This is a genomic window from uncultured Allobosea sp., from assembly GCF_945956895.1.
Classification (GTDB): domain Bacteria; phylum Pseudomonadota; class Alphaproteobacteria; order Rhizobiales; family Beijerinckiaceae; genus Allobosea.
In genome coordinates this window covers 52,297-76,546 of sequence record NZ_CAMFJF010000010.1, presented here as the reverse complement: position 1 = coordinate 76,546, position 24,250 = coordinate 52,297, and the positions used below count along the sequence as shown (strand labels likewise).

Sequence of the window (24,250 nt, the reverse complement as noted above, 5' to 3'; positions counted from 1 at the left end):
GCCATGAGCCGCCTCTTTTTCATTGTGCTGAAGCTTCTCCTCACCCTCGTCCTTCTCGGTACCGCCATCTGGGGCGCGGGTTTCCTGCTGTTCCGCCTGTCGGGCGCGACCGCCACCATCGCGGCGATCGGCTTCGGCATCGCCGCGCTTGCCGGCCTCGTCGGCGTCTGGACGAGCGATCTGCGCCTGCCGCTCGGCTTCGCCACCGTCTTCCTCGCCCTACTCGGATGGTGGAGCAGCTTCCAGCCCTCGCATGACCGCGACTGGATTCCCGAGCTCGCACGGCTACCGACCATCGCACGCGAGGGCGATGCGATCACCGTGTCCAACCTGCGTCATTTCCATTGGCGCACGGAGGCGGATTACGATCAGGTCTGGGAAACGCGGCGCTTCAATCTCGCGTCCGTCACCGGCGCCGATATCTTCCTGACCTACTGGTCGGGCGAGGCGATCGCGCATCTCCTCGTCAGCTTCACCTTCTCGGATTCGGTGCCGTTGACCTTCTCGATCGAGGTCCGGCGCGAGAAGGGCGAGGAGTGGTCGGCGCTGGCCGGCTTCTTCCGCAGCTACGAGATGGCCTATGTCGCCGCCGACGAGCGCGACATCGTCGGCTTGCGCACCCATGCGCGGCGCGAGGACGCACGGCTCTTCCGCCTCAGCGCCTCGGCCACCCAGGCCCGCGACCTGCTTCTCGCCTATGCGGCCGATATCAATGACCTCGCCGCCAAGCCGCGCTGGTACAACACGCTGACGACCAATTGCACGACGGTGGTCTACCACCTCGTCTCCAGCGTCGCGCCGGGCTGGAAGTTCTCGCTACCGCTCGACCCGCGCGTGCTGCTCTCGGGCTATCTGCCCGGCTATCTCCAGCAGATCGGCGCGATCCGGCAGGATATCCCGCTGGAGGAACTGGTCCGGACCGCGCGCATCGGCGACCACGCGCGCACGCTCTCGCTGGACGATCCGCAGTTCTCGGCGAAGATCCGGGAGGGCGTGCCGACCGGGCGGCCGTAACACCGCTGTCTTCCCGTGCGCGCCGCGGCGCGCAGTGCCGCTGCGCAAACACGGGACCGCGCGCAGGATAGGGCGCCTTTTCGGAAAGCGCGCAGAAAGAGACGCCCTCTTCGGAAGGCGGTCCCGTGTCTGCGCGGCAGCATTCACATGCTGCAGCGCGCACGGGATGACACTTGGGGTCTACCGGAAGAACAGGACCGTCTGCACCACGAAGAGCGGGATCAGGATCGCGCCGGACCAGAGCATGTAGCCGAAGAAACTCGGCATCTTCACCTTCCGGTCCTTGGCGATGGCGTAGACCATGAAGTTGGGCGCATTGCCGATATAGCTGTTGGCGCCCATGAAGACGGCACCCGCCGAGATCGCCGCCAGCGTCAGCGCCCCCGTCGTCATCAGCGCCTTCGGATCGCCGCCCGCCAGCTCGAAGAAGACGAGATAGGTCGGCGCATTGTCGAGGAAGGAGGAGAGCGCACCCGTCAGCCAGAAATAGGCCACCGTGTTGGCGCTGCCGTCGGCATTGCTGACCAGCGCGACCAGCGGCGCGAAAGCCCCCGCCTTGCCGGCCTGCAGCATCGCCAGCACCGGGATGATGCAGATGAAGATGCCGGCGAAGAGCTTGGCGACCTCCTTGATCGGGCCCCAGCTGAATTCGTTGCCAGCGCGGACGGGGCCGGGCGTCAGCTTGAGCGACAGGCCGGCGAGGGCGAGCAGGATGACATCGCGCAGCAGGTTCTGGCCCTCGACGGGAACGCCGTGCAGCGTGAAGGCCACGCCCGGCTTCCAGTTCGCCGACATCAGGATCGCGACGATGACGCCGGCGAGCAGCAGGATGTTGACCTTGCCCCAGAGCTTGATGGCGCGGTCCGGCGTCGGGTCCTTGAGCTTCGGAAAGCCTTCCTCCTTGCGGAAGAACCAGCTGTCGAGCGCGTAGAACAGGCCGAGCAGCACGGCGACGGCGAAAGCCGTCTCGGGCAGCAGATGCGTGGTGGTCCAGAAGAAATCGACGCCGCGCAGAAAGCCGAGGAAGAGCGGGGGGTCGCCGAGCGGAGTCAGCGATCCCCCGATATTCGAGACCAGGAAGATGAAGAAGACGACGACATGGACGTTGAAGCGCCGGTCGTCATTCGCCCGCAGCACCGGCCGGATCATGATGATCGAGGCGCCGGTCGTGCCGACGAAGCTCGCGAGAACCGTGCCGATCGCCAGCAGCACCGTGTTGGTCGCCGGCGTGCCGCGCAGATTGCCCGAGATCAGGATGCCGCCCGCGATGGTGAAGAGCGCGAAGAGCAGGATGATGAAGGGGATATAGTCGAGCAGCGCGGTGTGCAGCAACGCGCCGAGCGCGGGATCGAAGCCGCGCAGCAGGACGAGCGGTACCAGCGTCAGCGCGGCCCAGAAACCGGCGAACTTGCCGTAGTGATGCTCCCAGAGATGCGGGAACAGCACGGGACCGAGCGCGATCGAGAGCAGCATGCCGGCGAAGGGCAAGGCCCAGCCGGCGCCCATGGTCGCCCCGCCGATATCGCCCGCCGCCCAGGCGGTGCCAGGCACCGCCACGAGCGCGAGCGACGCCACCGCGATCAGCCTGCCGGCCGCCACTGCCACGACGCGGCCCGCCTTACGGTTTGGGCGGCGTGCCGATGACCGGCGGCGCGTTGAGGTCGAATCCGCCCGGCAGACCCGTACCGCCGAGGCCGGGAATCTGGATCGAGTCGAACTGCTTGTCGATCGCCTTCTGGTCAAGCTGCACGGCCGAAGCCTTGTAATGCATGACCATGCTCGGGAAGATCACCACCAGCGCGACCATGATGCACTGGATCACCACGAAGGGCACCGCGCCCCAGTAGATCTGGCCGGTGGTGACCGGCTCCATCATGCGGCCGGTGACGCGATCCTTGTAAGAATTCTTCGGCGCGACCGAGCGCAGGAAGAACAGCGCGAAACCGAAGGGCGGGTGCATGAACGAGGTCTGCATGTTCACGCCGAGGATGACGCCGAACCAGATCAGATCGATGCCGAGCTTCTCCGCCGCAGGCCCGAGCAGCGGCACGATGATGAAGGCCAGCTCGAAGAAGTCGAGGAAGAAGGCGAGCAGGAAGACCATCACGTTGACGACGATCAGGAAGCCCGTCGCGCCGCCCGGCAGGCCGACCAGCAGATGCTCGACCCAGAGATGGCCGTTGACGCCGTAGAAGGTCAGCGAGAACACGCGCGCGCCGACCAGGATGAAGAGCACGAAGGCCGAGAGCTTGGCGGTCGATTCCGTCGCCTGCTTGAGCAGGTCGAAGGTCATGCGCCGCTTGCCCCAGGCGAGCAAGATCGCCCCCGTCGCGCCCATGGCGCCGCCTTCCGTCGGCGTCGCGACGCCGATGAAGATGGTGCCGAGCACGAGGAAGATCAGCGCCAGCGGCGGCACCATGACGAAGATCACCTGCTCGGTCATGCGCGAGAGCAGGTTGAGGCGCAGCAGCTTGTTCAGAAGTGCAATGACGAAGGAGATCGCGACCATCAGCGACATCGTCAGCACGACGAAATCGGAGCCGGCCTTCACCTGCGTGAACAGCTTCATATAGGCATAGGCCAGCGCGAGCGAGATGATCGCGACGACGAGCAACGAGAAGCGGCGCGTCTTGCCGTCCGCATCCCGCAAGGTCTGTGCTTCCGGCGGCAGGCCGGGCGCGCGCTGCGGCCAGATGATGGTGACAAGGAAGACGTAGCCGGCATAGAGCAGCGAGAGCACGAGGCCCGGAATGAAGGCGCCCTCGTACATATCGCCGACGGAACGGCCGAGCTGGTCGGCGAGCACGATCAGCACGAGCGAGGGCGGGATGATCTGCGCCAGCGTGCCGGATGCCGCGATGACGCCGGAAGCCAGGCGCCGGTCATAGCCGTAGCGCAGCATGATCGGCAGCGAGATCAGGCCCATCGAGATCACCGAAGCCGCGACGACGCCGGTGGTCGCGGCAAGCAGCGCGCCGACGAAGATCACCGCATAGGCGAGGCCGCCGCGGACCGGCCCGAAGAGCTGGCCGATGGTGTCGAGCAGGTCCTCGGCCATGCCGGAACGTTCGAGGACCAGCCCCATGAAGGTGAAGAACGGCACGGCCAGCAGGACGTCGTTGTTCATCGTGCCGTAGATGCGCTCGGGCAGCGCCTGCAGGAAGTTCTCCTGGAACAGGCCGAGATCGATGCCGATCAGCGCGAAGAGCAGGCCGTTGGCCGCGAGCGCGAAGGCGACGGGATAGCCGAGCAGCAGGAAGACGACGAGCGTCGCGAACATCACCGGCGCCATGTTGACGCGCAGGAAATCGCCGATGCCGCCGCCCGCCGCGAAGGCGTCGCCGGTATGAAGGCCGAAGAAGGCGAGGATCGTGAGCGCGAGCAGCAGGCCGGCGACGCGCGGAAGGCGATGAGCGTGCATGGGACGGTTCCGGACTTCTTGCGGGCCGCTCACGAAGCGAGGCCCTGTTCCTTGGCTTGGTCGAGCAGACGCTGGGCTTCCGCCTCGGCTGCGGCAGCATGGCCGAGCGCCGCCTCGTGATCCTCCAGATCGCCGCGCATGATCGCGATCGTCTTGATGATCTCGGAAATGCCCTGGAAGCTCAGCATCACGAAGCCGACGACCACGAGGCCCTTGGCCGGCCATTGCGGCAGGCCGCCGGCCGAGAGCGACTGCTCGTTGATCGCATAGGAGCGCATGAAGAACGGCCAGGAATGGTAGACGATCAGCAGGCAGAACGGCATCAGGAAGAGCAGGTGGCCGAGCAGCTCGATCCATTGGCGGACGCGCTTCGGCAGCGCGGCGTTCACGATGTCGATGCGGATGTGTTCCTTCACCTGCATCGTCCAGGAGGCGCACATCAGGAAGACCGCGCCGAACAGCATCCATTGCAGCTCGAGCCAGGCATTCGACGAGACGTTGAAGACCTTGCGGACGATGGCGTTGACCGCCGCCACGATCACCGCGATCAGGATCAGCCAGGCGACTTTCTTGCCGATCTGGCCGTTGACCGCGTCGATGACCCGGCTGATGGCAAGGAGACCCTTCACATTCCCGCTCCCGTGAGGGCGCAATTCTGCGCCGTTTCCGCCCCTTTGTCGGCAGGATCGGTATAGGAGGGCTGCGCTCCACGCAAGACTGTGCGGGTCTTATCCATTGGACGAAAGGCGGAGCGCACGACTGCCTGTTTTTGCGGCAGCAAATTGTGGCCGCGCTCCCTGCCTCGCCCGCCCGGCGAATAATCGTTATGTTGGCGTTCATCTTCGGAGAACATTATTCTCCGACCCGCTTTCCACGCTCGATTCGAGGCGCCGATGTGCCGCTTCCTCGCCTATTCCGGCGTTCCCGTCTTCCTCGAGGATTTCGTCGCCTCGCCCTGCCATTCGCTGATCCACCAGTCGCTTCATGCCGAGGAAGCCAAGACCGGCACCAATGGCGACGGCTTCGGCGTCGGCTGGTATGGCGAGCGACCGGAGCCCGGCCAGTATCGCGAGGTGCGCCCCGCCTGGTCGGACGAGAACCTGCTCTCGATCGCGCGGCAGGTGCGCTCGCACCTGTTCTTCGCCCATGTCCGGGCCGCAACCGGCACCGCGACGACGCGGGCGAACTGCCATCCCTTCGTCCATGGCCGCTATCTCTTCATGCATAACGGCCAGATCGGCGGCTACGGCACGATCCGCCGGCGGCTGGAAGCGCTGATCCCCGACTCGCTTTACGGCGCCCGCGCCGGCACAACCGATTCGGAGGCTCTCTTCCTGCTGACTCTCGCTCATCTGGCCGATGGCATGGCACCGGACGACGCTCTGGCGGCTGCGCTCTCCGACGCGTTTTCCCTGATGCAGCAGGCCGGCATCCGCGAGCCGCTGCGCTGCGCCGCGGCGCTCGCCGATGGCGACGGCATCCACGCGGTCCGCTGGTCCTCGGATACGAAGCCGCCGAGCCTCTATGTCTGCGAGCGGCCGGACAGCGTCGTCGTCGCCTCCGAGCCGGTCGACGCCGCCCGCGAATGCTGGCAAGCCCTGCCCTGCAACACGCTGGTCGCGGTGCGAGGCGGCGCTGTCACCTTCACACCTTTCGAGATCGCGCTGAAACAGGCGGCCTGAGCCAGCATCGGAGCGCTCGCTTCAAGCCGCGGTCGGGCAGGACGGCCATGTGCCGCGCGCCCTGACACGCCACCGGTTGTCTTCCTACGTCGAAGGCCTAGCCTTGCTTCCCGGCGAGGCTATCTCCGGGAAAGGCACAGGCGATGAAGAAGGGTTCCGATCTTCTGGTCGAAGCGCTTGAGAACGAGGGTGTCGACCGCGTCTTCGGCGTTCCCGGCGAGGAAAATCTCGACGTCGTCGAGTCCCTGCGCACGTCGAAGATCGAGCTGGTGCTGACGCGGCATGAGCAGGCCGCAGCCTTCATGGCCGCGACGCATGGCCGTCTGACGGGCAAGCCCGGCGTCTGCATCGCGACGCTCGGCCCCGGCGCGCTGAATTTCTCGACCGGCGCGGCCTATGCCCATCTCGGCGCGATGCCGATGATCCTGCTGACCGGGCAGAAGGCGATCATGACCGCCAAACAGGCGCGCTTCCAGATCGTCGACGTCGTCGCCTCGATGCGCCCGCTGACCAAGATGACCCGCCAGATCGTCAGCCCCGGCAGCATCCCCTCCGTGGTGCGCGATGCCTTCCGCGTCGCGATGGAGGAGCGGCCGGGCCCTGTCCATCTCGAACTGCCCGAGGATATCGCGGCCAAGGAGATCGAGGATATCCCGCTGATCCCGGTCCATCCGCTCGACCGCCCGGTCGCGCCAGCCGTCTCGCTCGACCGCGCGGCCGCGATGATCCTCGCCGCCAAGCGCCCGCTGGTGATGATCGGCGCCGCCGGCAACAGGCCGCGCCTGGTCGAGCCGCTCTCGGCTGCGGTGCGCCGCATCGGCCTGCCCTTCTTCAACACGCAGATGGGCAAGGGCGCAGTCACCGGCGGCTCGAACCTCTATCTCGGCACCGCCGCGCTCTCCGAGGGCGACTATGTCCATGAGGCCGTCGCCGCTGCCGACCTGATCATCGCGGTCGGCCACGACACGATCGAGAAGCCGCCCTTCCTGATGCGCAATGCCGGCGGGCCGAAGGTGATCCATCTCGGCTTCCAATCGGCCAATGTCGAGCAGGTCTACCATCCCGATGCGGAGGTGATCGGCGATATCGGCGTCACGATGACGGGGCTCGCCGACCGGCTGGAAGGCAAGCTGCCGGCGCAGACGCAGATGCTGGAGCGGCGCCAGAAGATCCTGGCCAAGATCAATGCCCGCGCCGAGGAGGATCGTTTCCCGGTGACGCCGCAGCGGCTCGTCCATGACGTGCGCGCGGCGATGCCGGAGGACGGCATCGTCTGCCTCGACAACGGCATGTACAAGATCTGGTTCGCGCGGAACTACCGCACCCATGTCGCCAACACGCTCTTGCTCGACAATGCGCTGGCGACGATGGGCGCCGGCCTCCCCTCGGCGATGATGGCGGCGATGCTGCACCCGAAGCGGCGCGTCATGGCCCTCTGCGGCGATGGCGGCTTCATGATGAACTCGCAGGAGATGGAGACAGCGGTCCGGCTCGGGCTCAACCTCGTCGTGCTCGTCCTCAATGACGGCGCCTATGGCATGATCCGCTGGAAGCAGGCCGTCGACCAGTTCCCGGATTACGGCATGACCTTCGGCAATCCCGATTTCGTCGCCTATGCCAAGGCCTATGGCGCCAAGGGCTCGCGCGTGACCTCGGCCGAGGCGCTGGTGCCGACGCTGGAAGCGGCGTTCAAGGGCGGCGGCGTCCATCTCGTCGATTGCCCGATCGACTATTCCGAGAACACCCGCGTCCTCGTCGAGGAACTCAGGAACAAGGTGCCGGACGTCGATCTGGCTTAAGCCACGATTCATCGCTCACCGCGGGTCATCCCGGGCGACCGCAAGGAGACCCGGGATCCATGCCGGAGCGTTTCCGATATGCGTTCCGGCATGGATCCCGGATCTCCGCTTCGCTGCATCCGGGATGACACGCGCCTTTCTGGGAGAAAAATCATGCTCCAGGTTGTTCAGGCCTATGACCGCGCCCCGATCACCGAGATCGAGACCGACGACGAGGCCGCGCTCGAACGCAAGCTCCAGACGGCGCAGGCCGTCTTCAAGGACCGCGACAACTGGCTGAAGCCGCATCAGCGCATCGCGATCCTGCGCAAGCTCGCGGGGCTCCTCGAAGCGAAGCGCGACCATTTCGCCATGCAGATCGCGCGCGAGGGCGGCAAGCCGCTGCCGGATGCGATCGTCGAGGCGAACCGGGCGGTCGACGGCGTCTACAATGCCGCCGAAGAGCTCCGGAATTTCGCCGGGCGCGAGATCCCGATGGGTCTCTCGGCCGCCGCCGCCGATCGCTGGGCCTTCACCACCAAGGAGCCGATCGGCATCGTCGCGGCGATCTCGGCCTTCAACCATCCGCTCAACCTGATCGTGCATCAGGTCGCGCCGGCGATCGCGGTCGGCTGCCCGGTCATCGTCAAGCCGGCCGGAACGACCCCGCTCTCCTGCATCGATTTCGTCAAGCTGGTGCATGAGGCCGGACTACCGGAAGCCTGGTGCCAGACCTTCATCCCGACCGAGACGGCGCTGGCCGAGAAGCTCGCGACCGATCCGCGCATCGCCTTCCTCAGCTTCATCGGTTCGGCCAAGGTCGGCTGGTACCTGCATTCCAAGCTTAGCCCTGGCGCCCGCTCGGCGCTCGAACATGGCGGCGTCGCGCCGGCGATCGTCGACAGGAGCGCCGATCTCGACGGGATCATCGAGCCGATCGTGAAGGGCGGCTACTACCATGCGGGCCAGGTCTGCGTGTCGACGCAGCGCATCTACGTCCATGACGCGATCATCAACGACTTCACGGAGCGCCTTGTCACGCGGGTGAAGACGCTGCGCACCGGCGATCCGACACTGAAGGACACCGAAGTCGGCCCGCTGATCGTCCCCAAGGAGGCCGACCGCGTCGCCTCCTGGATCGACGAGGCGGTGAAGGGCGGCGCGCGGATCGCCACCGGCGGCAAGCGCCTGTCGGAGACGGTGCTGGAGCCGACCGTGCTGATCGATCCCGATCCCGAAGCCCGGATATCCAGCGAGGAGGTCTTCGGCCCGGTCGTCGCGATCTACCGCTACAGCAAGCTCGACGACGCGATCGCGCGGGCGAATTCGCTCCCCGTCGCCTTCCAGGCCAGCATCTTCGCTGGGGATATCGATGTCGCGATGCGGGCGGCGAACCGGCTCGATGCCTCCGCCGTGATGGTCAACGACCCCACCACCTTCCGCACCGACTGGATGCCCTTCGCCGGGCGGCGCGTCTCCGGCTACGGCACAGGCGGCATCCCCTACACGATGCACGACATGACGCAGGAGAAGATGATCCTGCTCAAGCGCCGCTGAGCACGGCACTCGACAGGGGCGGGCCGATGCGCCATGGACGGCGCGTCGGCGCATGACGCCCATCGAAATCCCACGAACGGATCGCCAGCATGACCGCCTCCTCCGCGAACGCCCCCGCCTCCCAGGGCCGCATCGCCCTGCTCGGTGCGCCCATCGAGGTCGGCGCCTCGCGCCGCGGCGCGCTGATGGGTCCGGCCGGCCTGCGCACCGCCGGCCTCGTTAGCGTCCTGGAAAGCCTCGGCTACACGGTCCGCGACCACGGCGACATCCTGCCGCGCGACCTGACCCCGGTCGATGGCCCGGCGCCGGCCAATGCCCGCTTCTACAACGAGATCGCCGCCTGGATGCGTGCGCTCAGCGCCCGCGCCTATGAGATCGCCCGCTCCGGCGACACGCCGATCTTCCTCGGCGGCGACCACAGCCTGTCGATGGGCTCTGTCAATGGCGTCGCGCGCCACTGGCAGGAGCAGGGCCGCAAGCTCTTCGTGCTCTGGCTCGATGCTCATGCCGATTTCAACATGCCGGCGATCTCGCCTTCCGGAAACATGCATGGCATGTCCTCGGCCTTCCTCTGCGGCGAGGCCGGGCTCGACGACCTGCTCGGCAGCGAACCGCGCGCCTCGATCGCGCATGAACAGCTCAGCCTGTTCGGCATCCGCTCGATCGACCCGCTGGAGAAGGCGGCGGTGAAGGCCCGCGGTATCGATATCGCCGACATGCGCGCCATCGACGAGCATGGCGTTGGCGTCCTGATCCGGCAGGTCATCGAGAAGGTGCGCGCGGCGAACGGCGTGCTGCACGTCTCCTTCGACGTCGACTTCCTCGATCCGCCGTTGGCCCCGGGCGTCGGCACCACCGTTCCGGGCGGCGCGACCTATCGCGAGGCGCATCTCGTGATGGAGCTGCTGCACGATTCCGGACTGGTGCGCTCGATGGACATCGTCGAGCTCAACCCCTTCCTCGACGATCGCGGCCAGACCGCCCGCCTCGCAGTGGAGCTCGCCGGCAGCCTGTTCGGCCAGCAGATCACCGACCGGCAGACGCCGTCGAACGCGATCGGCGCGGCCTGAGCCACGCTGTCGCGACAGCCCGCCTGCATTCCTGCATGGAATGAGCCGTTCCGTCGGTCGAAAGCCGATGGAACAGGAGCGGTGCCCTCAGCTCACGGTCCGGAACTGCTCGCGCTGCGAGAACAGCGAAGCCGTGCCGCCGGTATGGATGATGCAGGCCGGCTCATCGGCCGGAATGCCCCCGCTCGCGACCAGATCGAGGAAACCGGCGCAGGTCTTCGCCGTATAGACATGCTCGACCAGGATGCCCTCGGTGCGGGCGAAGGCGACGATCGCCGCCTCCGCTTCGGGGGTGGGCACGCCCCAGCCGCCGCCGAGATGGTCCATGTGATAATGCAGCGGCGCCCGATCGAGTCCGCCGACTGAAAGCCCCGTCCGCTGGGCTATGCCATCGTAGATCCGCTGGAGGCGCGCCTCCAGCTCGGCCTGCTCGTATTCGACGCTGACGAGATGGACCTGGAAGGGGTGGCCGAGCATGGCATTGCCGAAGATGAAGCCGGCCTCGGTCGGCCCCATCGAGCCCGCCAGAAAGACATGGCGCAGCGGCACCGATTCGCGTTGTGACTGCTCGTGCAGTTCGAAGGCGGCCAGGACATAGCCGAGGGCGCCCAGAACGGCGTCGCCGACGATGTAGGGCACTCGTCCCTGCTGCGTCAGCTCCGCGGCGGCGGCCTTCGTCGCCGCTCCACGCTCATCCTCGCCGACGGGACCGATGAACCGGGTCTGCGCGCCGAAGAGCCGGTTCAGGAAGGAGCCTTCGCGATTCGCGGGGTTATCCGCGGCATTGTGGATGATCAGGCAATCCAGCCCCGCCATCGAGGCCGCCGCCGCGGTGAGGCGGCAGAGATTGGACGTCGCTCCGCCCGCGACGAGAACGATGTCGGCACGCTGCTGCAAGGCCGCTCCGAGCCAGAATTCGAGGCTACGCAGCTTGTTGCCGCCGAGCCCGATCTCCATCAGGTCGTCGCGCTTCGCATAGAGACCGGAGCGCCCGAGCTTCCGCTCGAAACCGGAGAGCCGCTGCAACGGCGTCGGCATCTTGACGAGATCGTAGCGCGGCTCGCGCAGGATGCTTTGCAAATCCGACATCAGGCCATCCACTCTCCCGATCGCACCCAGCTGGCGGGGCGCGCGACCATGCAGCGCATGCGTGCCTACCGCACAGGGAAATTCAAGCCCCCTCGGGGCAACGCGCTGGGACGAACAGCCATTGCGTTCGGATGCACGGCCTATCGGCGGCACGGTGGCCCGGCAGATTTCCACCGCCGAAAGGCCAGCTCGTCATTGCGCGTGAAAACCGCGTAGCGTCAGCAGGCGCGGTCCCCGCGCATGCTTGAGGAGCGACAATGACCAGGGCTTTTCTTCTGGCCGCGGCCTGTATCGGACTGGCAGGCTGCAATGCGGGCGGCGGTGCACCGAACGCCAACTTGCCCGCGATGAACGTGGCCTTCACATGGTGTTCGGGCACGCCCGCCTTCACCATCGGCAACATCCCGGCGACAGCGAAGATGCTGAGCTTCCGAATGATCGATCAGCAAGCCCCCGGCTACAATCATGGCGGCGGAACCGTGCCGGCTTCTGGAAAGGCGACCCAAACCATTCCGTGCGGCGGCTTGAGCGGCTCCTACACCGGGCCGAACCCGCCGCCGCCTCAGATCCATGACTATCAATGGACGGTCACGGCTCTGGATGCCGGCGGACAGCCCGTCGCGGCAGGCCGGGCGACCCGAAAATTCCCGGAATAGGGCACAAGCCACGCTCGCCAGGCCCTGGAGCATCGGGCTGAATATCGTATTCAGCTCGATGCTCCAACTCTTTGATATTGCATCGATTTTTCTCGATAGCGACATGCCGCTTTTCGGGCCGATGCCCTAGCGATTCACGCCGCCGAGAACGCGAATGCCTCGCCAAATGTCTCTTGGCCGCCGCGACCGAATTAAACGAATCCGCGCACCAGCCGGGCAAGCTGCGGTACGCATCGTTCAAAGGCCTGCGCGAAGACGCCGGCGAAACGGCAACCTTCGCAATCGATCGATAGATGGCGCCCTTATTTGGAGCCCCGCTTCTTTCGATCATCCTTCGCTGGCTCTACAGCCGCCTTAGTCGAACGGCTGATGGTCGCAATCGCCAGCGGCGGCTTGCCCGATTTTTCGGAGATGATTCGATCCTGCTCGGCTATGGCATCGCGAGCTGGATCGTCTCCATCGAGACCGCCGAGCAGCTCAGTCGGAACACGCCGATTGGATGTACGGGAGCCATCCTCATAGACGACATCGAACATCGTGAACTCGGCATCGAGTGCCTTGGACTTCGTACGCTTGGCCATTGCGGTTTCCTATCTCCCCAGCTCGCTCAGCCGGGGCGCACCGCCCAAGACCCGCGATGGCTCTGCGCCGTCGACGCGAATCACTGGAGGGGCGACAGATTGTCATTCCAACTCGATCCGGTCCGATCAGAATTGGGCAAGCCGTTTGGGTAAAAGTAGGGTAGCGCTCAAGCGCCGCTCCGAAAAGCTGTTGAACCCAGCCACTTAGGAGGAAATTTGGTGGAGCCAGGCGGAATCGAACCGCCGACCTCTTGAATGCCATTCAAGCGCTCTCCCAACTGAGCTATGGCCCCACTCGCGATGATCGGCTTGGGGACCGATCACCAACCGGATTTTTACCGCCTCGGCGGTTCCGTCCGGGCCGCCCTGCCGGCGACGAAGCGCTCTATAGGCGGCTCGGACGGAAGACACAAGCGCTTAATGTCGCCGTGTCGTCATCTTTTTTCGAGGCTGTGGATCAGTTGTCCTCGTCGCCCTCGATGTCGCCATCGATCAGGTCGGAAACGTCGTCGTCGCCTTCTTCGTCTTCCTCGAGGAAGGTGTCGTCCTCGTCATCGCTGCCGACATCCTCGACCTCGATATCGTCCTCGCTGGTGACGACGGCATCCTTCTCCGACGCCTCGGCATCGGCCTCGTCGAGCGAGACGAGCTCGACGGCGCCATCGGCGGCCTCGGTCTCCTCTTCCTCGTCGGCTTCCGGCTTCGGCGCAGCGGCCTTGGCCTGCGGCTCGAACATCGCCCGCGGATAAGCCTGGCCCGTATAGGGCGAGACGATGGGATCCTTGTTCAAATCATAGAACTTGCGACCCGTGACCGGGCAAACGCGCTTCGTTCCGAGTTCCGGTTTCGCCACTGCGTCGGACCCTTCAATCATCATCTATCTGAAAAGCAGGCGCGTCCGTTAGTCGGGGTAAGCGGCGCTGTCAAATACTGATTTGCATGAGGCGGCCTCGCAAGCGCCCGGAACGGCGATTCGGCGCGCCGCCGCGGGCCCGCCTTGGCGTGCCGCGCGCGGGCGTGCTACGGCCTTCAGCGCATTCCTTTCGGCCAGCCCGCAGAGACCGCTCCCCTTGTCCCACGACCATGAACCCGTTCCCCTCACCGCCCGCACTGGGGGCCCGCTGAAGGGCCGCGTCCGCGTGCCCGGCGACAAGTCGATCTCGCACCGGGCGATGATCTTCGGCCTGCTGGCGATCGGCGAGACCAAGGTCACCGGCCTGCTCGAAGGCGAGGATGTGATGCGCACGGCCGCGGCGGCGCGCGCGCTCGGCGCCATCGTCCATCATGACGGGCCGGGCGCCTGGCGCGTGCAGGGCGTCGGCGTCGGCGGCCTGCGCGAACCGGCCGATGTGCTGGACTTCGGCAATGCCGGCACCGGCTCGCGCCTGATGATGGGCGTCTGCGGCTCGCACCCGATCACCACGACCTTCGACGGCGACGCCTCGCTGCGCAAGCGGCCGATGCGGCGCATTCTCGATCCGCTCGAGCAGATGGGCACCGTCGTCGTCTCGCAGCAGGAGGGCGGCCGCGTACCGTTGACCCTGCGCGGGCCGAAGGAGGCGATCCCGATCACCTACCGCCCGCCGGTCGCCTCGGCGCAGATCAAATCGGCCGTGCTGCTGGCCGCGCTCGCCGCGCCCGGCGAGACCACGGTGATCGAGGCCGAAGCCACCCGCGACCACACCGAGAAGATGCTCGCGCATTTCGGCGCCGAGATCACGGTGACGCCGGAAGGCGAACATGGCCGGCGTATCGTGCTGAAGGGCCAGCCGGAGCTGAAGGCAGCGCCTATCGTCGTGCCGGCGGACCCGTCCTCGGCCGCCTTCCCGCTGGTCGCGGGGCTGATCGTGCCGGGCTCGGACATCCTGATCGAGAGCGTGATGACCAACCCGCTGCGCTCCGGGCTCCTGACCACGCTGCGCGAGATGGGCGCCGACATCACCGTCGAACGCGAGGCCAACGAGGGCGGCGAGACGGTCTGCGACCTGCGCGTGCGTGCCTCCAGCCTGAAGGGCGTGACGGTGCCGCCGGAGCGGGCTCCGGCGATGATCGACGAATACCCGGTGCTGGCGGTGGCCGCCTCCTTCGCCACCGGCACGACGCGGATGCGCGGCCTGCAGGAATTGCGCGTCAAGGAATCCGACCGCCTCGCCGCGGTCGAGGCCGGATTGAAGGCTGCCGGCGTGACCTGCCGGATCGAGGGTGACGACCTCATCGTCGAGGGTTCGGGCGGCGGGCCGGTGCGTGGCGGCGGGCCGATCGCGACCCATCTCGACCACCGCATCGCGATGAGCTTCCTCGTCATGGGGCTGGCGACAGAGCAGCCGGTCGTGGTCGATGACGGGCTGATGATCGCGACGAGCTTCCCGAGCTTCGTGTCCTTGATGAACGGGCTCGGAGGCCAGATCGGATGAGCGCGGCGGCGCGCCCCAGCCGACTCGTCATCGCCGTGGACGGCCCTGCCGCCTCCGGCAAGGGCACGCTCGCGCGCCGGCTCGCCGCGCATTACGGCCTGCCCTATCTCGATACCGGCCTGCTCTACCGGATGGTGGCGCGCGCCATGCTCGATGCCGGCCACGACATCCATGACGCCGCAGCCGCCGAGGCAATCGTCGGCAGCTTCGACGAGACCGCCTTTCCCGAGGAGCGGTTGCGCGGCCGCGAGATCGGCGAGGCGGCTTCCGTGGTCGCGGCCATGCCGGCCGTGCGCGCTGGGCTGCTGACCCGACAGCAGCGCTTCGCGGCGCAACCCGGCGGCGCCGTGCTCGACGGGCGCGATATCGGCACGGTGATCTGCCCGGAGGCGTCGGCCAAGCTCTTCGTCACGGCAACGCCGGAGGTGCGCGCGGCGCGACGCCACAAGGAACTGGTCGGACGCGGCGAGGCCGTCACCATCGACGGCATCCTCGCCGATATCCGCAGGCGCGACGCCCGCGATTCCGGCCGTAGCGACGCCCCGCTCAAGGCCGCCGAGGATGCGGTGGTGCTCGACACCTCGGCACTGACCGTCGAGGAGGCGGCTGCCGCCGCGATCGGCATCGTCGAAGGCAGCCGGGCGGCCTGAGCCCGCGGCCACAGATTTTCGCGAGAAACGCGGGTCATCCCGGCCGGAGCGGAGCGAAGAGCCGGGATCCATGCCGGAACCTTCGTAGGAAACGCTCCGGAATGGATCCCGAGTCTCCCTACGGTCGCCGGGATGACCCGGTGTTTCTGAGGGAGATCAATCTGCTCCAAGCCCATCTGCTCGCGAATTTGCTATCGAAACAGGCGCCCTTAGCCGGATTTTCCGGCTTGGCGCTCGTCCCGGCCAAGCGCACACTGCGTCTCGCAAAGGGATGGCGGAGGTGGCAATGCGGCGCTGGCTGTACGGTCTCTCATGTCTGGCAGCGGCGGCGCTCTGGCAGCCTGCCCTGCCGCGAGCCCAGACCGCGGGGGCGCCGCCCGAAGAGGTCGATGTCGCGCTCGTGCTGGCGGTCGACATCTCCTATTCGATGGATCTCGACGAGCTCGCCCTGCAGCGCAACGGCTATATCGAGGCCTTCCGCTCGAAGCAGCTCCATGACGCGATCAACAAGGGGGCGGTCGGCAAGATCGCCGTGACCTATTTCGAATGGGCCGGCAGCAGCTTCCAGCACATCGTCCGGCCCTGGAAGGTGATCGACGGCCCTGCTGCTGCGATCGCCTTCGCCGAGGAACTGGCCGAGGCGCCGACACGGCGCGGCCGGCGGACCTCGATCTCGGGCGCGATCGATCTCGGCATGCAATTGCTCGAACAATCCAACGTCACCGCGATGCGCCGCGTGATCGACATTTCCGGTGACGGCGCCAACAATGACGGACGCCCGGTCACGACCGCGCGCGACGAAGCCGGCGCCAAGGGCATCGCCATCAACGGCCTGCCGGTGATGCTGAAACAGGCCGGCTATTTCGACATCGACAACCTCGACGCCTACTATACCGACTGCGTCATCACCGGCATCGGCGCCTTCGTCATCCCGATCCGCGAGAAGCACCAGTTCGTCGAGGCGACGAAATCGAAGCTGCTCCGCGAAATCGCCGAGGCGCCGGCCGATGCGACCGTCCACAAGGCGCAGGCCGGCAGCAACGCCACCTGCCTCGCCGGCGAGCGGCAATGGCGCGACCGGATGGGGAATTGAGAGGCCGCCTCCCTTCTCCCCTTGCGGGAGAAGGTGGCTCGGCGCAGCCGAGACGGATGAGGGGTCGCGCAACCTTTACCGTCTTTGCGAGCGTAGCGAGGCAATCCAGGAGGACTGGCTCGAAGCGTTTCACCCGGTCTCCCTGGATTGCTTCGTCGCTTCGCTCTTCGCAATGACGGATAGCGTCGCGCGACCCCGCATCCGCCTGCCGGCACCTTCTCCCGCAAGGGGAGAAGGGAGAGAACGAATACCGGCCGAGTACGTTGATTTACGTCCCCCTCGGCTTCGCCCGCGTCGTCGGCAGGGCGGCAGCGGGATCGTCCGGCCAGAGATGGCGGGGATAGCGGCCCTTCATCTCGGATTTCACGGCGGCCCATGAGCCACGCCAGAAGCCCGGCAGGTCGCGCGTCACCTGGATCGGCCGATGCGCTGGCGAAAGCAGCTCCAGCACCAGAGGCACCCGCCCGCCTGCGAGAGCGGGATGAGTCGCGAGGCCATAAAGCTCCTGCACGCGCACCGAGATGGTCGGGCCGGCCTCGGCGGCGTAGTCGACCGCGAGCGAGGAGCCCGTCGGGGCGGTGAAATGGGTCGGCGCCTCCTGATCAAGTCGGCGCTTCATCTCCCAGGGCAGGAAGCTCGCCAGCGCCGAATCGAGATCGGGAGGCTGGATCGAGGCGAGCGAGGTCCGGCCGAGGAGATGCGGCGCCAGCCAGAGTTCCGGCTCTTGTGCCAAGCCTTCATCGGAGAGGTCGGGCCAGCCAGCCTCAGGCTCGGCCTTGCGCAGGAAGGCAGCGCGCTCGCGCAGTTGGTTCTGCCCCTTGGTCCAGGGCAGGAGGCCGATGCCGAGCGCGGCGATGCCCCTGGCCAGCGCTTCCGCGTTTTCCGAAGTATCAGCCACCGAAAGCGGCCTTTCCGACAGCGAGAGCGCGCCGTAGCGGCGCACGGCCCGGACACGCAAGGCGCGCGCCGCGCGGTCGAAACTCGCTTCCTCGCGCTCCGCGATGGCGAAGGGAGCAAGACCGTGAGAGACGAGCATCGCGATCTCAGCTTCGGTGATTGCAGCAGCGGCCATGACACGGGCCTGCTGGGCCGCACCGGTCATCTCGGCCACGACGATATAGGGCTCGCGTGCCAGGCGCTGCGAGGATTCCAGCGCGCCGCCGCGGCCATTGGCGAGGAGATACTGGCCGGAGCCCAGCGCGCGCGCCTTGGCGATCCGGTCAGGGTAGGCGAAGGCGAGCAGGAGGCCGGACGACAGGGCTTCACCGGCCGAAGCCTGATCCTTGCCGATGCTGCGCTCCGCAGTTCGGGCCCAACCTTCGGCGAGGCGACGCATGTCGCCGGCCCGCCCGCCGCGCTCGCGATTGAAGCGCTCCAGCCGCTCGGCGAGATCGATGGCGTCGCCGCCGAGGCCACGCTCAACCAGCACGGCGGCGAGATCGGCGGCCATGTTCGCCTGCCCGAAGCGGGCGGCGGCCACGACCATGCGGGCGAGGCGCGGTGGCAGCGGCAGCGCCTGCAGGGCGCGTCCATCCGGCGTGATCCGCCCGTCGGCATCGAGCGCACCGATATTGCTCAGGAGCGCGCGGGCTTCCTTGAGAGCGGGCGCCGGGGGGGGATCGAGGAAGGCCAGCGTCGTCGGATCACTGAGGCCCCAAGCGGCGCAATCGAGCAGCAGCGGGCTGAGATCGGCCGAGAGGATTTCCGGCCGGGCGAAAGCTTCGAGCGCGCCGGTCGCGGCCTCCTCCCAGAGCCGGTAGCAGATTCCCGGCTCGGTACGGCCGGCGCGGCCCCGGCGCTGGTCGGCGGCGGCGCGGCTGACGCGGCGGGTCTCCAGCCGGGTCACGCCGATATCGGGCTCGTAGACGGGAATGCGGGCGAGGCCGGAATCGATGACGACGCGCACGCCCTCGATGGTCAGCGAGGTCTCGGCGATGGCGGTCGCGAGCACGATCTTGCGCCGGCCCGCCGGAGCCGGCAGTACGGCGCGGTCCTGTTCGCGCTGGTCGAGCGCGCCGTAGAGCGGAGCGATCTCGACCACAGGATCGCGCAGCCTTTCGCGCAGGCGCTCCTCGACGCGGCGGATCTCGCCCTGGCCCGGCAGGAAGACGAGCTGCGAGCCCGGCTGCTCGTTGAGCGCCAGCAGGATCGTCTCGGTGACCTGATCCTCGATGCGCTTCAGCGGGTCGCGGCTGCGATGGCGCGTCTCGATGGGGTAGGCGCGGCCTTCGCTCTCGATCACCGGGGCCTCGCCGAGCAGTTTCGCGACGCGAGCGCCGTCGAGCGTCGCGGACATCACGAGGATGCGCAGGTCCTCGCGCAGGCCGCCCTGCGCATCGAGCGCCAGTGCGAGGCCGAAATCGGCATCAAGCGAGCGCTCGTGAAACTCGTCGAAGAGCACCGCCGCGACACCGTCCAGCGCGGGATCGTCGAGGATCATCCTGGCGAAGACGCCTTCGGTCACGACCTCGATGCGCGTCTTCGGGCCGATCTTGGAGCCGAGGCGCACGCGCAGGCCCACGGTCTCGCCGACGCGTTCGCCCAGCGTCTGCGCCATCCGGTTCGCGGCGCCGCGCGCCGCCAGGCGGCGCGGTTCGAGCACGATCAGCTTGCCGCCTTTCGTCCAGGGCTCGTCGAGCAGCGCGAGCGGCACGCGCGTGGTCTTGCCAGCGCCGGGCGGAGCGACCAGCACGGCGTTCGGCCGCGCCCTCAGGGCGGCAACGAGATCGCCGAGAACAGCGTCGATCGGAAGGGGCGTGTCGAAGGTGCGCATGCCCGGCCGATGTGGCGCAGGCTCAGCCTTCGCGCAAGCCACTCGCCAGCCGGCACGCATCATGCTAACCGCAGCGGCATGACTGAGACCGGCCAGACCCGCATCCAGAACCGCTTCCAGGCCTGCGCCCGCGAGGGCCGGGCGGCGCTCGTGACCTTCGTCACCGCCGGCGACCCGGATTTCGAGACCTCCAGCGCGATCCTCGCGGCCCTGCCCGGAGCCGGCGCCGACGTGATCGAGCTCGGCGTGCCCTTCACCGACCCGATGGCGGACGGCGTGCCCGTCCAGCTCGCCGGCCAGCGCGCGCTCAAGGCCGGCCAGACGCTGCGCAAGACCATCGCCATGGTCGAGAGCTTCCGCAAGGCCGGCCATGACACGCCGATCGTGCTGATGGGCTATTACAACCCGATCTACGCCTATGGCGTCAAAGCCTTCCTGACCGATGCCCGCCGCGTCGGCATCGATGGCCTCATCGTCGTCGACCTGCCGCCGGAAGAGGACGAGGAGCTCTGCCTGCCGGCGCTGCAAGCCGGCGTCTCCTTCATCCGCCTGGCGACGCCGACGACCGACGACAAGCGCCTGCCCAAGGTTCTCCAGAACACCTCCGGCTTCGTCTATTACGTCTCGGTCACCGGCGTGACCGGCGGCGCCATCGCCGATTACGGCGCGGTCGGCGATGCCGTCGCGCGGATCAAGCGCCACACCGACCTGCCCGTCGCGGTCGGCTTCGGCGTCAAGACCGCCGAGGACGCCGCCACCATCGCCAGGCGGGCGGATGGCGTCGTCGTCGGCTCGGCCCTTGTCGAGCGGGTCCGCCTTTCGCTCGATGACCAGGGCAAGGCCACGGAAAAGACGGTTTCGGCTGTCACCTCGCTGGTCAGCGAGCTCGCCCAGGGCATCCGCTCCGTCGCCAAGGCGGCCTGAGCCCGGTTTCGTTCAACGGTCGCGTCGCTTGCCCGCCGGCAGGCGCGACCCCATTTTCGGCGTGACGGCGCGCGAGCGCTGACAAGCCCATCAGGGATTCATCCGATGAACTGGATTTCCGAAGTCGTCCGGCCGCGCATCAAGACGCTGTTCAAGCGCGAGAGCCCGGAGAACCTCTGGATCAAGTGCCCCGATTCCGGGCAGATGGTGTTCCACAAGGATGTCGAGGCCAATGGCTATGTCATCCCCGGCTCCGAGCACCATATGCGCGTCACCGCGCCGGAGCGCCTGCGCCTGACTTTCGACGACGGCAAATGGCTCGACGTCGCGCTGCCGGAAGTCGCGACCGATCCGCTGAAGTTCCGCGACGAGAAGCGCTATGTCGACCGGCTGAAGGACGCCCGCGCCAAGACCGGCGCGCAGGACGCCTTCAAGATCGGCTATGGCCGGGTCAAGGGCCTGCCGATGACGCTGGCCGTGCAGGATTTCCACTTCATGGGCGGCTCGCTCGGCATGGCCGCGGGCGAAGCCTTCGTGAAGGGCGCCGAGACCGCGCTCGACAAGAAGACGCCCTATGTCGTCTTCGCGGCGTCCGGCGGGGCGCGCATGCAGGAAGGCATCCTCTCGCTGATGCAGTTGCCGCGCACGACCGTCGCGGTTCGGCGCCTGCGCGCGGCGGGCCTGCCCTATTTCGTGGTGCTGACCAATCCGACCACCGGCGGCGTTACCGCCTCCTACGCGATGCTTGGCGACATCCACATCGCCGAGCCCGGCGCGCTGATCGGCTTCGCCGGCCCGCGCGTGATCGAGCAGACGATCCGCGAGAAGCTGCCGGACGGTTTCCAGCGCTCCGAGTACCTGAAGGATCACGGCATGGTCGACATGGTCGTGCATCGCCGCGACCTGCCGGAGACGCTGGCCCGACTCGGCCGCCTGCTGACGAAGCAGCCGGCCGTGAAGGAAGAGGCCGCGTCCGCGCGCCCGGTGGCCGAGGCGGTCTGAGGCGATCCGAGAGAGTTCACGGCTGGGGGCCGTCACGCCATGGGGTCTTCCGACGCCTTGCTCGCGCGCTTCATGGCGCTGCATCCCAAGCTGATCGACCTCTCGCTCGGCCGCATCCTGACCCTGCTCGAGCGGCTCGGCGATCCCCAGAAGAAGCTGCCGCCGGTGATCCATGTCGCCGGCACCAACGGCAAGGGCTCGACCATCGCCTTCATGCGGGCGATCCTGGAAGCGGCCGGCCTCTCGGTCCATGTCTACATCTCGCCGCATCTGGTGCGCTTCCATGAGCGCATCCGGCTGGGCGCGCCCGACGGCGGGCGCTTCGTCGACGAGGACAAGCTGGTCGAGGCGCTGGAGCGCTGCGAGGCGATCAATGCCGGCGATCCCATCACCTTCTTCGAGATGACGACGGCGGCGGGCCTGCTGCTCTTCTCCGAGCATCCGGCCGATGTATTGCTGCTGGAAGTCGGGCTCGGCGGACGCTTCGATGCGACCAATGTGATCGCGCATCCCGCCTGCACGGTGGTGACGCCGGTCTCGCTCGACCATTCCGAATATCTCGGCGACACCGTGACCAAGATCGCCGGCGAGAAGGCGGGCATCTTCAAGCGCGGCGCGCCCGCCGTGATCGCGCCGCAGGAGCCGGAGCCGACCGCGGTTCTGGAAGCCGCCGCCGAGCGCGCCGGCGCCTCCAAGATCCTGATCGGCGCGCAGGATTTCAACGTCCACGAGGCCGGTGGGCGGCTGGTCTACGAGGATCAGGACGGTTTGCTCGACCTGCCGCTGCCGCGCCTCTCCGGCCGGCACCAGCACATCAATGCCGGCACCGCCATCGCCGCGCTGCGGGCGGCCGGCTACGGCGCCCTGCCGACGCGGGCCTTCGAGGACGGCATGCGCCAAGCCGACTGGCCGGCGCGGTTGCAGCGCCTGTCGCGCGGGGCGCTGGCCGAGATCGTGCCGGAGCGCGCCGAGCTCTGGCTCGACGGCGGCCACAATCCCGATGGCGGGCGCGTGCTCGCCCAGGCCATGGCCGATCTCGCCGATCGCAATCCGGCGCCGCTCGTGATGATCGCCGGCCTGCTCTCCACCAAGGACGCCACGGCGACGCTGCGCCATTTCAAGGGGCTGGCGCAGGTGCTCTACGCCGTGCCGATCCATAACTCGCTGGCCGCGCGCCCGGCGGAGGAAGTCGCCGAGGCCGCCCGCAGCGCAGGCCTTGTCGCGGAAGTCTCAAGCTCGGTTGAGCAAGCCCTGCGCACGATCGCGGCGCGCGACTGGCCAGCGCCGCCGCGCATCCTGATCTGCGGCTCGCTTTATCTCGCCGGCGAAGTGCTCTCGGATAACGGCACGCCGCCGACCTGATCGGCGGGCATTTGCCGTACCGTGTTTCAAGAAGCGCGGGTCATCCCGGCCGGAGCGCAGCGAAGAGCCGGGACCCATGCGGCATTGCGATGGCAAGGTCGGCCCCTCGCTCGCCTTCGCATACACCTCACGGGCCGGCTATCGCGGGCCGGACAGCTTCCGCGTGCGCATCCGCTACACGGACGGCGAAATCCGTCATGAGCGGTTCGACGTCATGGTCGATTGAGGCGCAGCATCGGGAGAGCGTCATGCAACGCAGTTTCGGAATATCCGGCCCCTCCGTCCCCTCGATCGGACAGGGCAGCTGGTATAGCGAGCAAGGCGACCGACGCGAGGCGATCGCCGCGTTCCGGCGCGGGCTCGATCTCGGGCTGAAGCATATCGACACGGCCGAGATGTATGGCGACGGCCGCTCCGAGGCCCTGATCGGCGAGGCCATCGCCGGGCGGCGCGACGAGGTCTTCCTGGTCTCGAAGGTGCTGCCGCACAATGCGTCGCGGCGCGGTGTCCAGGTGGCCTGCGAACGCTCGCTGAAGCATCTCGGGACCGACCGGCTCGACTGCTACCTGCTGCATTGGCGCGGCCCGCATCCCCTGGAGGAAACCTTCGCCGCCTTCGAAGCGCTGAAGCAGGAGGGCAAGATCCTGTCCTGGGGCGTCAGCAATTTCGACGAGGACGATCTCGACGAGGCGCTCGCCGCAGCGGGCAAGGGCCGGATCGCCTGCAATCAGGTGCTCTACCACCTGCGCGAACGCGCCATCGAACATGCGGTGATCCCGTGGTGCGAGCAGAACGGCGTCGCCGTCGTCGCCTACAGCCCCTTCGGCCATGGCGATTTCCCGGCCGCCGGCAGTGCGCAGGGCAAGGTCCTGGCCGAGATCGCCGCGAACCATGGCGCAACGCCCCGGCAGGTCGCGCTCGCCTTCCTGACGCGGCGCGCCAGCGTCTTCGCGATCCCGAAGGCCGGCCGGGTCGCCCATGTCGAGGATAATGCCGGCGCACTGGGCCTTGCCCTCTCCGAAACGGAGATCGCCCGGATCGATGCCGCCTTCCCGCGCGGCCGCAAGCCGGCCTCGCTGCCGATGATCTGAAGCGCCGGAAACCACGTTCCGCCTTCCCGCTTTACAACACGGCACCGGCGGCGCTCTCCTAGAGTCAAGGGCGGCAGCCGTCAGAGCTCGACA

21 protein-coding genes and 1 tRNA gene are annotated in these 24,250 nt (G+C 67.5%); 14 read left to right on the top strand and 8 right to left on the bottom strand.

Annotated elements, in window-relative coordinates; translation table 11 throughout:
- Nucleotides 1-3 precede the first annotated feature (3 nt).
- Complete coding sequence (locus tag Q0Q02_RS08745; protein ID WP_293808543.1) at nt 4-1,014, top strand: DUF4105 domain-containing protein; 1,011 nt, start codon at nt 4-6, stop codon at nt 1,012-1,014.
- 180 nt (nt 1,015-1,194) lie between these two features.
- Here Q0Q02_RS08745 and Q0Q02_RS08740 read toward each other — a convergent pair whose 3' ends face one another.
- From Q0Q02_RS08740 to Q0Q02_RS08730, 3 genes are all read right to left on the bottom strand, one after another.
- A complete protein-coding gene (locus tag Q0Q02_RS08740) occupies nt 1,195-2,613 on the bottom strand; it encodes a sodium:proton antiporter (protein WP_293808619.1) in 1,419 nt (472 codons plus the stop codon).
- Between the two features lie 19 nt (nt 2,614-2,632).
- Entirely contained in the window at nt 2,633-4,330 is a 1,698-nt protein-coding gene (locus Q0Q02_RS08735) for a TRAP transporter large permease subunit (protein WP_293808617.1), read from the bottom strand.
- Nucleotides 4,331-4,464: 134 nt separating this feature from the next.
- Nucleotides 4,465-5,064: a TRAP transporter small permease subunit gene (locus tag Q0Q02_RS08730; protein WP_293808541.1), complete on the bottom strand. Its 600-nt coding sequence runs from the start codon at nt 5,062-5,064 to the stop codon at nt 4,465-4,467.
- 264 nt (nt 5,065-5,328) lie between these two features.
- Between Q0Q02_RS08730 and Q0Q02_RS08725 the strand changes: the two genes are divergently transcribed.
- The 4 genes from Q0Q02_RS08725 to rocF all read left to right on the top strand — a co-directional run bounded on the left by Q0Q02_RS08725 (nt 5,329) and on the right by rocF (nt 10,522).
- On the top strand, nt 5,329-6,117 hold the full coding sequence (locus Q0Q02_RS08725) for a class II glutamine amidotransferase (protein WP_293808539.1): 789 nt from the start codon (nt 5,329-5,331) through the stop codon (nt 6,115-6,117).
- A gap of 143 nt (nt 6,118-6,260) precedes the next feature.
- Nucleotides 6,261-7,916: an acetolactate synthase large subunit gene (locus tag Q0Q02_RS08720; RefSeq protein ID WP_293808537.1), complete on the top strand. Its 1,656-nt coding sequence runs from the start codon at nt 6,261-6,263 to the stop codon at nt 7,914-7,916.
- A gap of 153 nt (nt 7,917-8,069) precedes the next feature.
- Nucleotides 8,070-9,452, top strand: a complete 1,383-nt coding sequence (locus Q0Q02_RS08715) for an aldehyde dehydrogenase family protein (protein ID WP_293808535.1) — start codon at nt 8,070-8,072, stop codon at nt 9,450-9,452.
- Nucleotides 9,453-9,541: 89 nt separating this feature from the next.
- Nucleotides 9,542-10,522 carry an arginase gene (gene rocF / locus Q0Q02_RS08710; RefSeq protein ID WP_293808533.1) on the top strand — a complete coding sequence of 327 codons (981 nt, stop codon included), beginning with the start codon at nt 9,542-9,544 and terminating at the stop codon, nt 10,520-10,522.
- Nucleotides 10,523-10,609: 87 nt separating this feature from the next.
- Here the strand turns inward: rocF and Q0Q02_RS08705 are convergent, their stop codons facing one another.
- Nucleotides 10,610-11,611, bottom strand: coding sequence for a pyridoxal-phosphate dependent enzyme (locus tag Q0Q02_RS08705; protein ID WP_293808531.1), 1,002 nt, complete (start codon nt 11,609-11,611; stop codon nt 10,610-10,612).
- 257 nt (nt 11,612-11,868) lie between these two features.
- On the opposite strand from Q0Q02_RS08705, the gene Q0Q02_RS08700 reads away from it, so the two are divergent.
- Nucleotides 11,869-12,267, top strand: coding sequence for a hypothetical protein (locus tag Q0Q02_RS08700; RefSeq protein WP_293808529.1), 399 nt, complete (start codon nt 11,869-11,871; stop codon nt 12,265-12,267).
- A gap of 302 nt (nt 12,268-12,569) precedes the next feature.
- On the opposite strand, the gene Q0Q02_RS08695 is transcribed toward Q0Q02_RS08700, so the two are convergent.
- The 3 genes from Q0Q02_RS08695 to Q0Q02_RS08685 form a co-directional block, all read right to left on the bottom strand.
- Nucleotides 12,570-12,848, bottom strand: a complete 279-nt coding sequence (locus tag Q0Q02_RS08695) for a hypothetical protein (protein ID WP_293808527.1) — start codon at nt 12,846-12,848, stop codon at nt 12,570-12,572.
- A gap of 217 nt (nt 12,849-13,065) precedes the next feature.
- Nucleotides 13,066-13,141, bottom strand: a tRNA-Ala gene (locus tag Q0Q02_RS08690).
- 164 nt (nt 13,142-13,305) lie between these two features.
- On the bottom strand, nt 13,306-13,701 hold the full coding sequence (locus tag Q0Q02_RS08685) for a TIGR02300 family protein (RefSeq protein WP_293808525.1): 396 nt from the start codon (nt 13,699-13,701) through the stop codon (nt 13,306-13,308).
- Between the two features lie 217 nt (nt 13,702-13,918).
- Between Q0Q02_RS08685 and aroA the strand changes: the two genes are divergently transcribed.
- The 3 genes from aroA (at nt 13,919) to Q0Q02_RS08670 (ending at nt 17,005) form a co-directional block, all read left to right on the top strand.
- A complete protein-coding gene (aroA, locus tag Q0Q02_RS08680; RefSeq protein WP_293808524.1) occupies nt 13,919-15,262 on the top strand; it encodes a 3-phosphoshikimate 1-carboxyvinyltransferase in 1,344 nt (447 codons plus the stop codon).
- Nucleotides 15,259-15,912 carry a (d)CMP kinase gene (gene cmk / locus Q0Q02_RS08675; RefSeq protein ID WP_293808522.1) on the top strand — a complete coding sequence of 218 codons (654 nt, stop codon included), beginning with the start codon at nt 15,259-15,261 and terminating at the stop codon, nt 15,910-15,912. Before aroA ends, cmk begins: the two co-directional genes overlap by 4 nt.
- A gap of 286 nt (nt 15,913-16,198) precedes the next feature.
- A complete protein-coding gene (locus Q0Q02_RS08670; protein ID WP_293808520.1) occupies nt 16,199-17,005 on the top strand; it encodes a DUF1194 domain-containing protein in 807 nt (268 codons plus the stop codon).
- Between the two features lie 268 nt (nt 17,006-17,273).
- Here the strand turns inward: Q0Q02_RS08670 and hrpB are convergent, their stop codons facing one another.
- Nucleotides 17,274-19,778 carry an ATP-dependent helicase HrpB gene (hrpB, locus tag Q0Q02_RS08665; protein ID WP_293808518.1) on the bottom strand — a complete coding sequence of 835 codons (2,505 nt, stop codon included), beginning with the start codon at nt 19,776-19,778 and terminating at the stop codon, nt 17,274-17,276.
- Between the two features lie 78 nt (nt 19,779-19,856).
- On the opposite strand from hrpB, the gene trpA reads away from it, so the two are divergent.
- The 5 genes from trpA to Q0Q02_RS08640 all read left to right on the top strand — a co-directional run bounded on the left by trpA (nt 19,857) and on the right by Q0Q02_RS08640 (nt 24,157).
- Nucleotides 19,857-20,702: a tryptophan synthase subunit alpha gene (trpA, locus tag Q0Q02_RS08660; protein ID WP_293808516.1), complete on the top strand. Its 846-nt coding sequence runs from the start codon at nt 19,857-19,859 to the stop codon at nt 20,700-20,702.
- Nucleotides 20,703-20,807: 105 nt separating this feature from the next.
- Nucleotides 20,808-21,704, top strand: a complete 897-nt coding sequence (gene accD, locus Q0Q02_RS08655; RefSeq protein ID WP_293808514.1) for an acetyl-CoA carboxylase, carboxyltransferase subunit beta — start codon at nt 20,808-20,810, stop codon at nt 21,702-21,704.
- Nucleotides 21,705-21,743: 39 nt separating this feature from the next.
- Nucleotides 21,744-23,066, top strand: a complete 1,323-nt coding sequence (locus Q0Q02_RS08650) for a folylpolyglutamate synthase/dihydrofolate synthase family protein (protein WP_293808513.1) — start codon at nt 21,744-21,746, stop codon at nt 23,064-23,066.
- 76 nt (nt 23,067-23,142) lie between these two features.
- Nucleotides 23,143-23,292 (top strand): hypothetical protein, encoded by a 150-nt coding sequence (locus tag Q0Q02_RS08645; protein ID WP_293808512.1) that lies wholly within the window; start codon nt 23,143-23,145, stop codon nt 23,290-23,292.
- Between the two features lie 22 nt (nt 23,293-23,314).
- A complete protein-coding gene (locus tag Q0Q02_RS08640; RefSeq protein WP_293808510.1) occupies nt 23,315-24,157 on the top strand; it encodes an aldo/keto reductase in 843 nt (280 codons plus the stop codon).
- Nucleotides 24,158-24,250 lie beyond the last annotated feature (93 nt).

Coding starts and splice junctions, on each gene's coding strand:
- Q0Q02_RS08720 (WP_293808537.1), top strand. CDS start 6,261: ATGAAGAAGGGTTCCGATCTTCTGGTCGAAGCGCTTGAGAACGAGGGT.
- Q0Q02_RS08700 (WP_293808529.1), top strand. CDS start 11,869: ATGACCAGGGCTTTTCTTCTGGCCGCGGCCTGTATCGGACTGGCAGGC.
- Q0Q02_RS08650 (WP_293808513.1), top strand. CDS start 21,744: ATGGGGTCTTCCGACGCCTTGCTCGCGCGCTTCATGGCGCTGCATCCC.
- trpA (WP_293808516.1), top strand. CDS start 19,857: ATGACTGAGACCGGCCAGACCCGCATCCAGAACCGCTTCCAGGCCTGC.
- accD (WP_293808514.1), top strand. CDS start 20,808: ATGAACTGGATTTCCGAAGTCGTCCGGCCGCGCATCAAGACGCTGTTC.
- Q0Q02_RS08715 (WP_293808535.1), top strand. CDS start 8,070: ATGCTCCAGGTTGTTCAGGCCTATGACCGCGCCCCGATCACCGAGATC.
- Q0Q02_RS08640 (WP_293808510.1), top strand. CDS start 23,315: ATGCAACGCAGTTTCGGAATATCCGGCCCCTCCGTCCCCTCGATCGGA.
- Q0Q02_RS08645 (WP_293808512.1), top strand. CDS start 23,143: ATGCGGCATTGCGATGGCAAGGTCGGCCCCTCGCTCGCCTTCGCATAC.
- rocF (WP_293808533.1), top strand. CDS start 9,542: ATGACCGCCTCCTCCGCGAACGCCCCCGCCTCCCAGGGCCGCATCGCC.
- Q0Q02_RS08745 (WP_293808543.1), top strand. CDS start 4: ATGAGCCGCCTCTTTTTCATTGTGCTGAAGCTTCTCCTCACCCTCGTC.
- cmk (WP_293808522.1), top strand. CDS start 15,259: ATGAGCGCGGCGGCGCGCCCCAGCCGACTCGTCATCGCCGTGGACGGC.
- Q0Q02_RS08705 (WP_293808531.1), bottom strand. CDS start 11,611: ATGTCGGATTTGCAAAGCATCCTGCGCGAGCCGCGCTACGATCTCGTC.
- Q0Q02_RS08695 (WP_293808527.1), bottom strand. CDS start 12,848: ATGGCCAAGCGTACGAAGTCCAAGGCACTCGATGCCGAGTTCACGATG.
- Q0Q02_RS08725 (WP_293808539.1), top strand. CDS start 5,329: ATGTGCCGCTTCCTCGCCTATTCCGGCGTTCCCGTCTTCCTCGAGGAT.
- Q0Q02_RS08670 (WP_293808520.1), top strand. CDS start 16,199: ATGCGGCGCTGGCTGTACGGTCTCTCATGTCTGGCAGCGGCGGCGCTC.
- hrpB (WP_293808518.1), bottom strand. CDS start 19,778: ATGCGCACCTTCGACACGCCCCTTCCGATCGACGCTGTTCTCGGCGAT.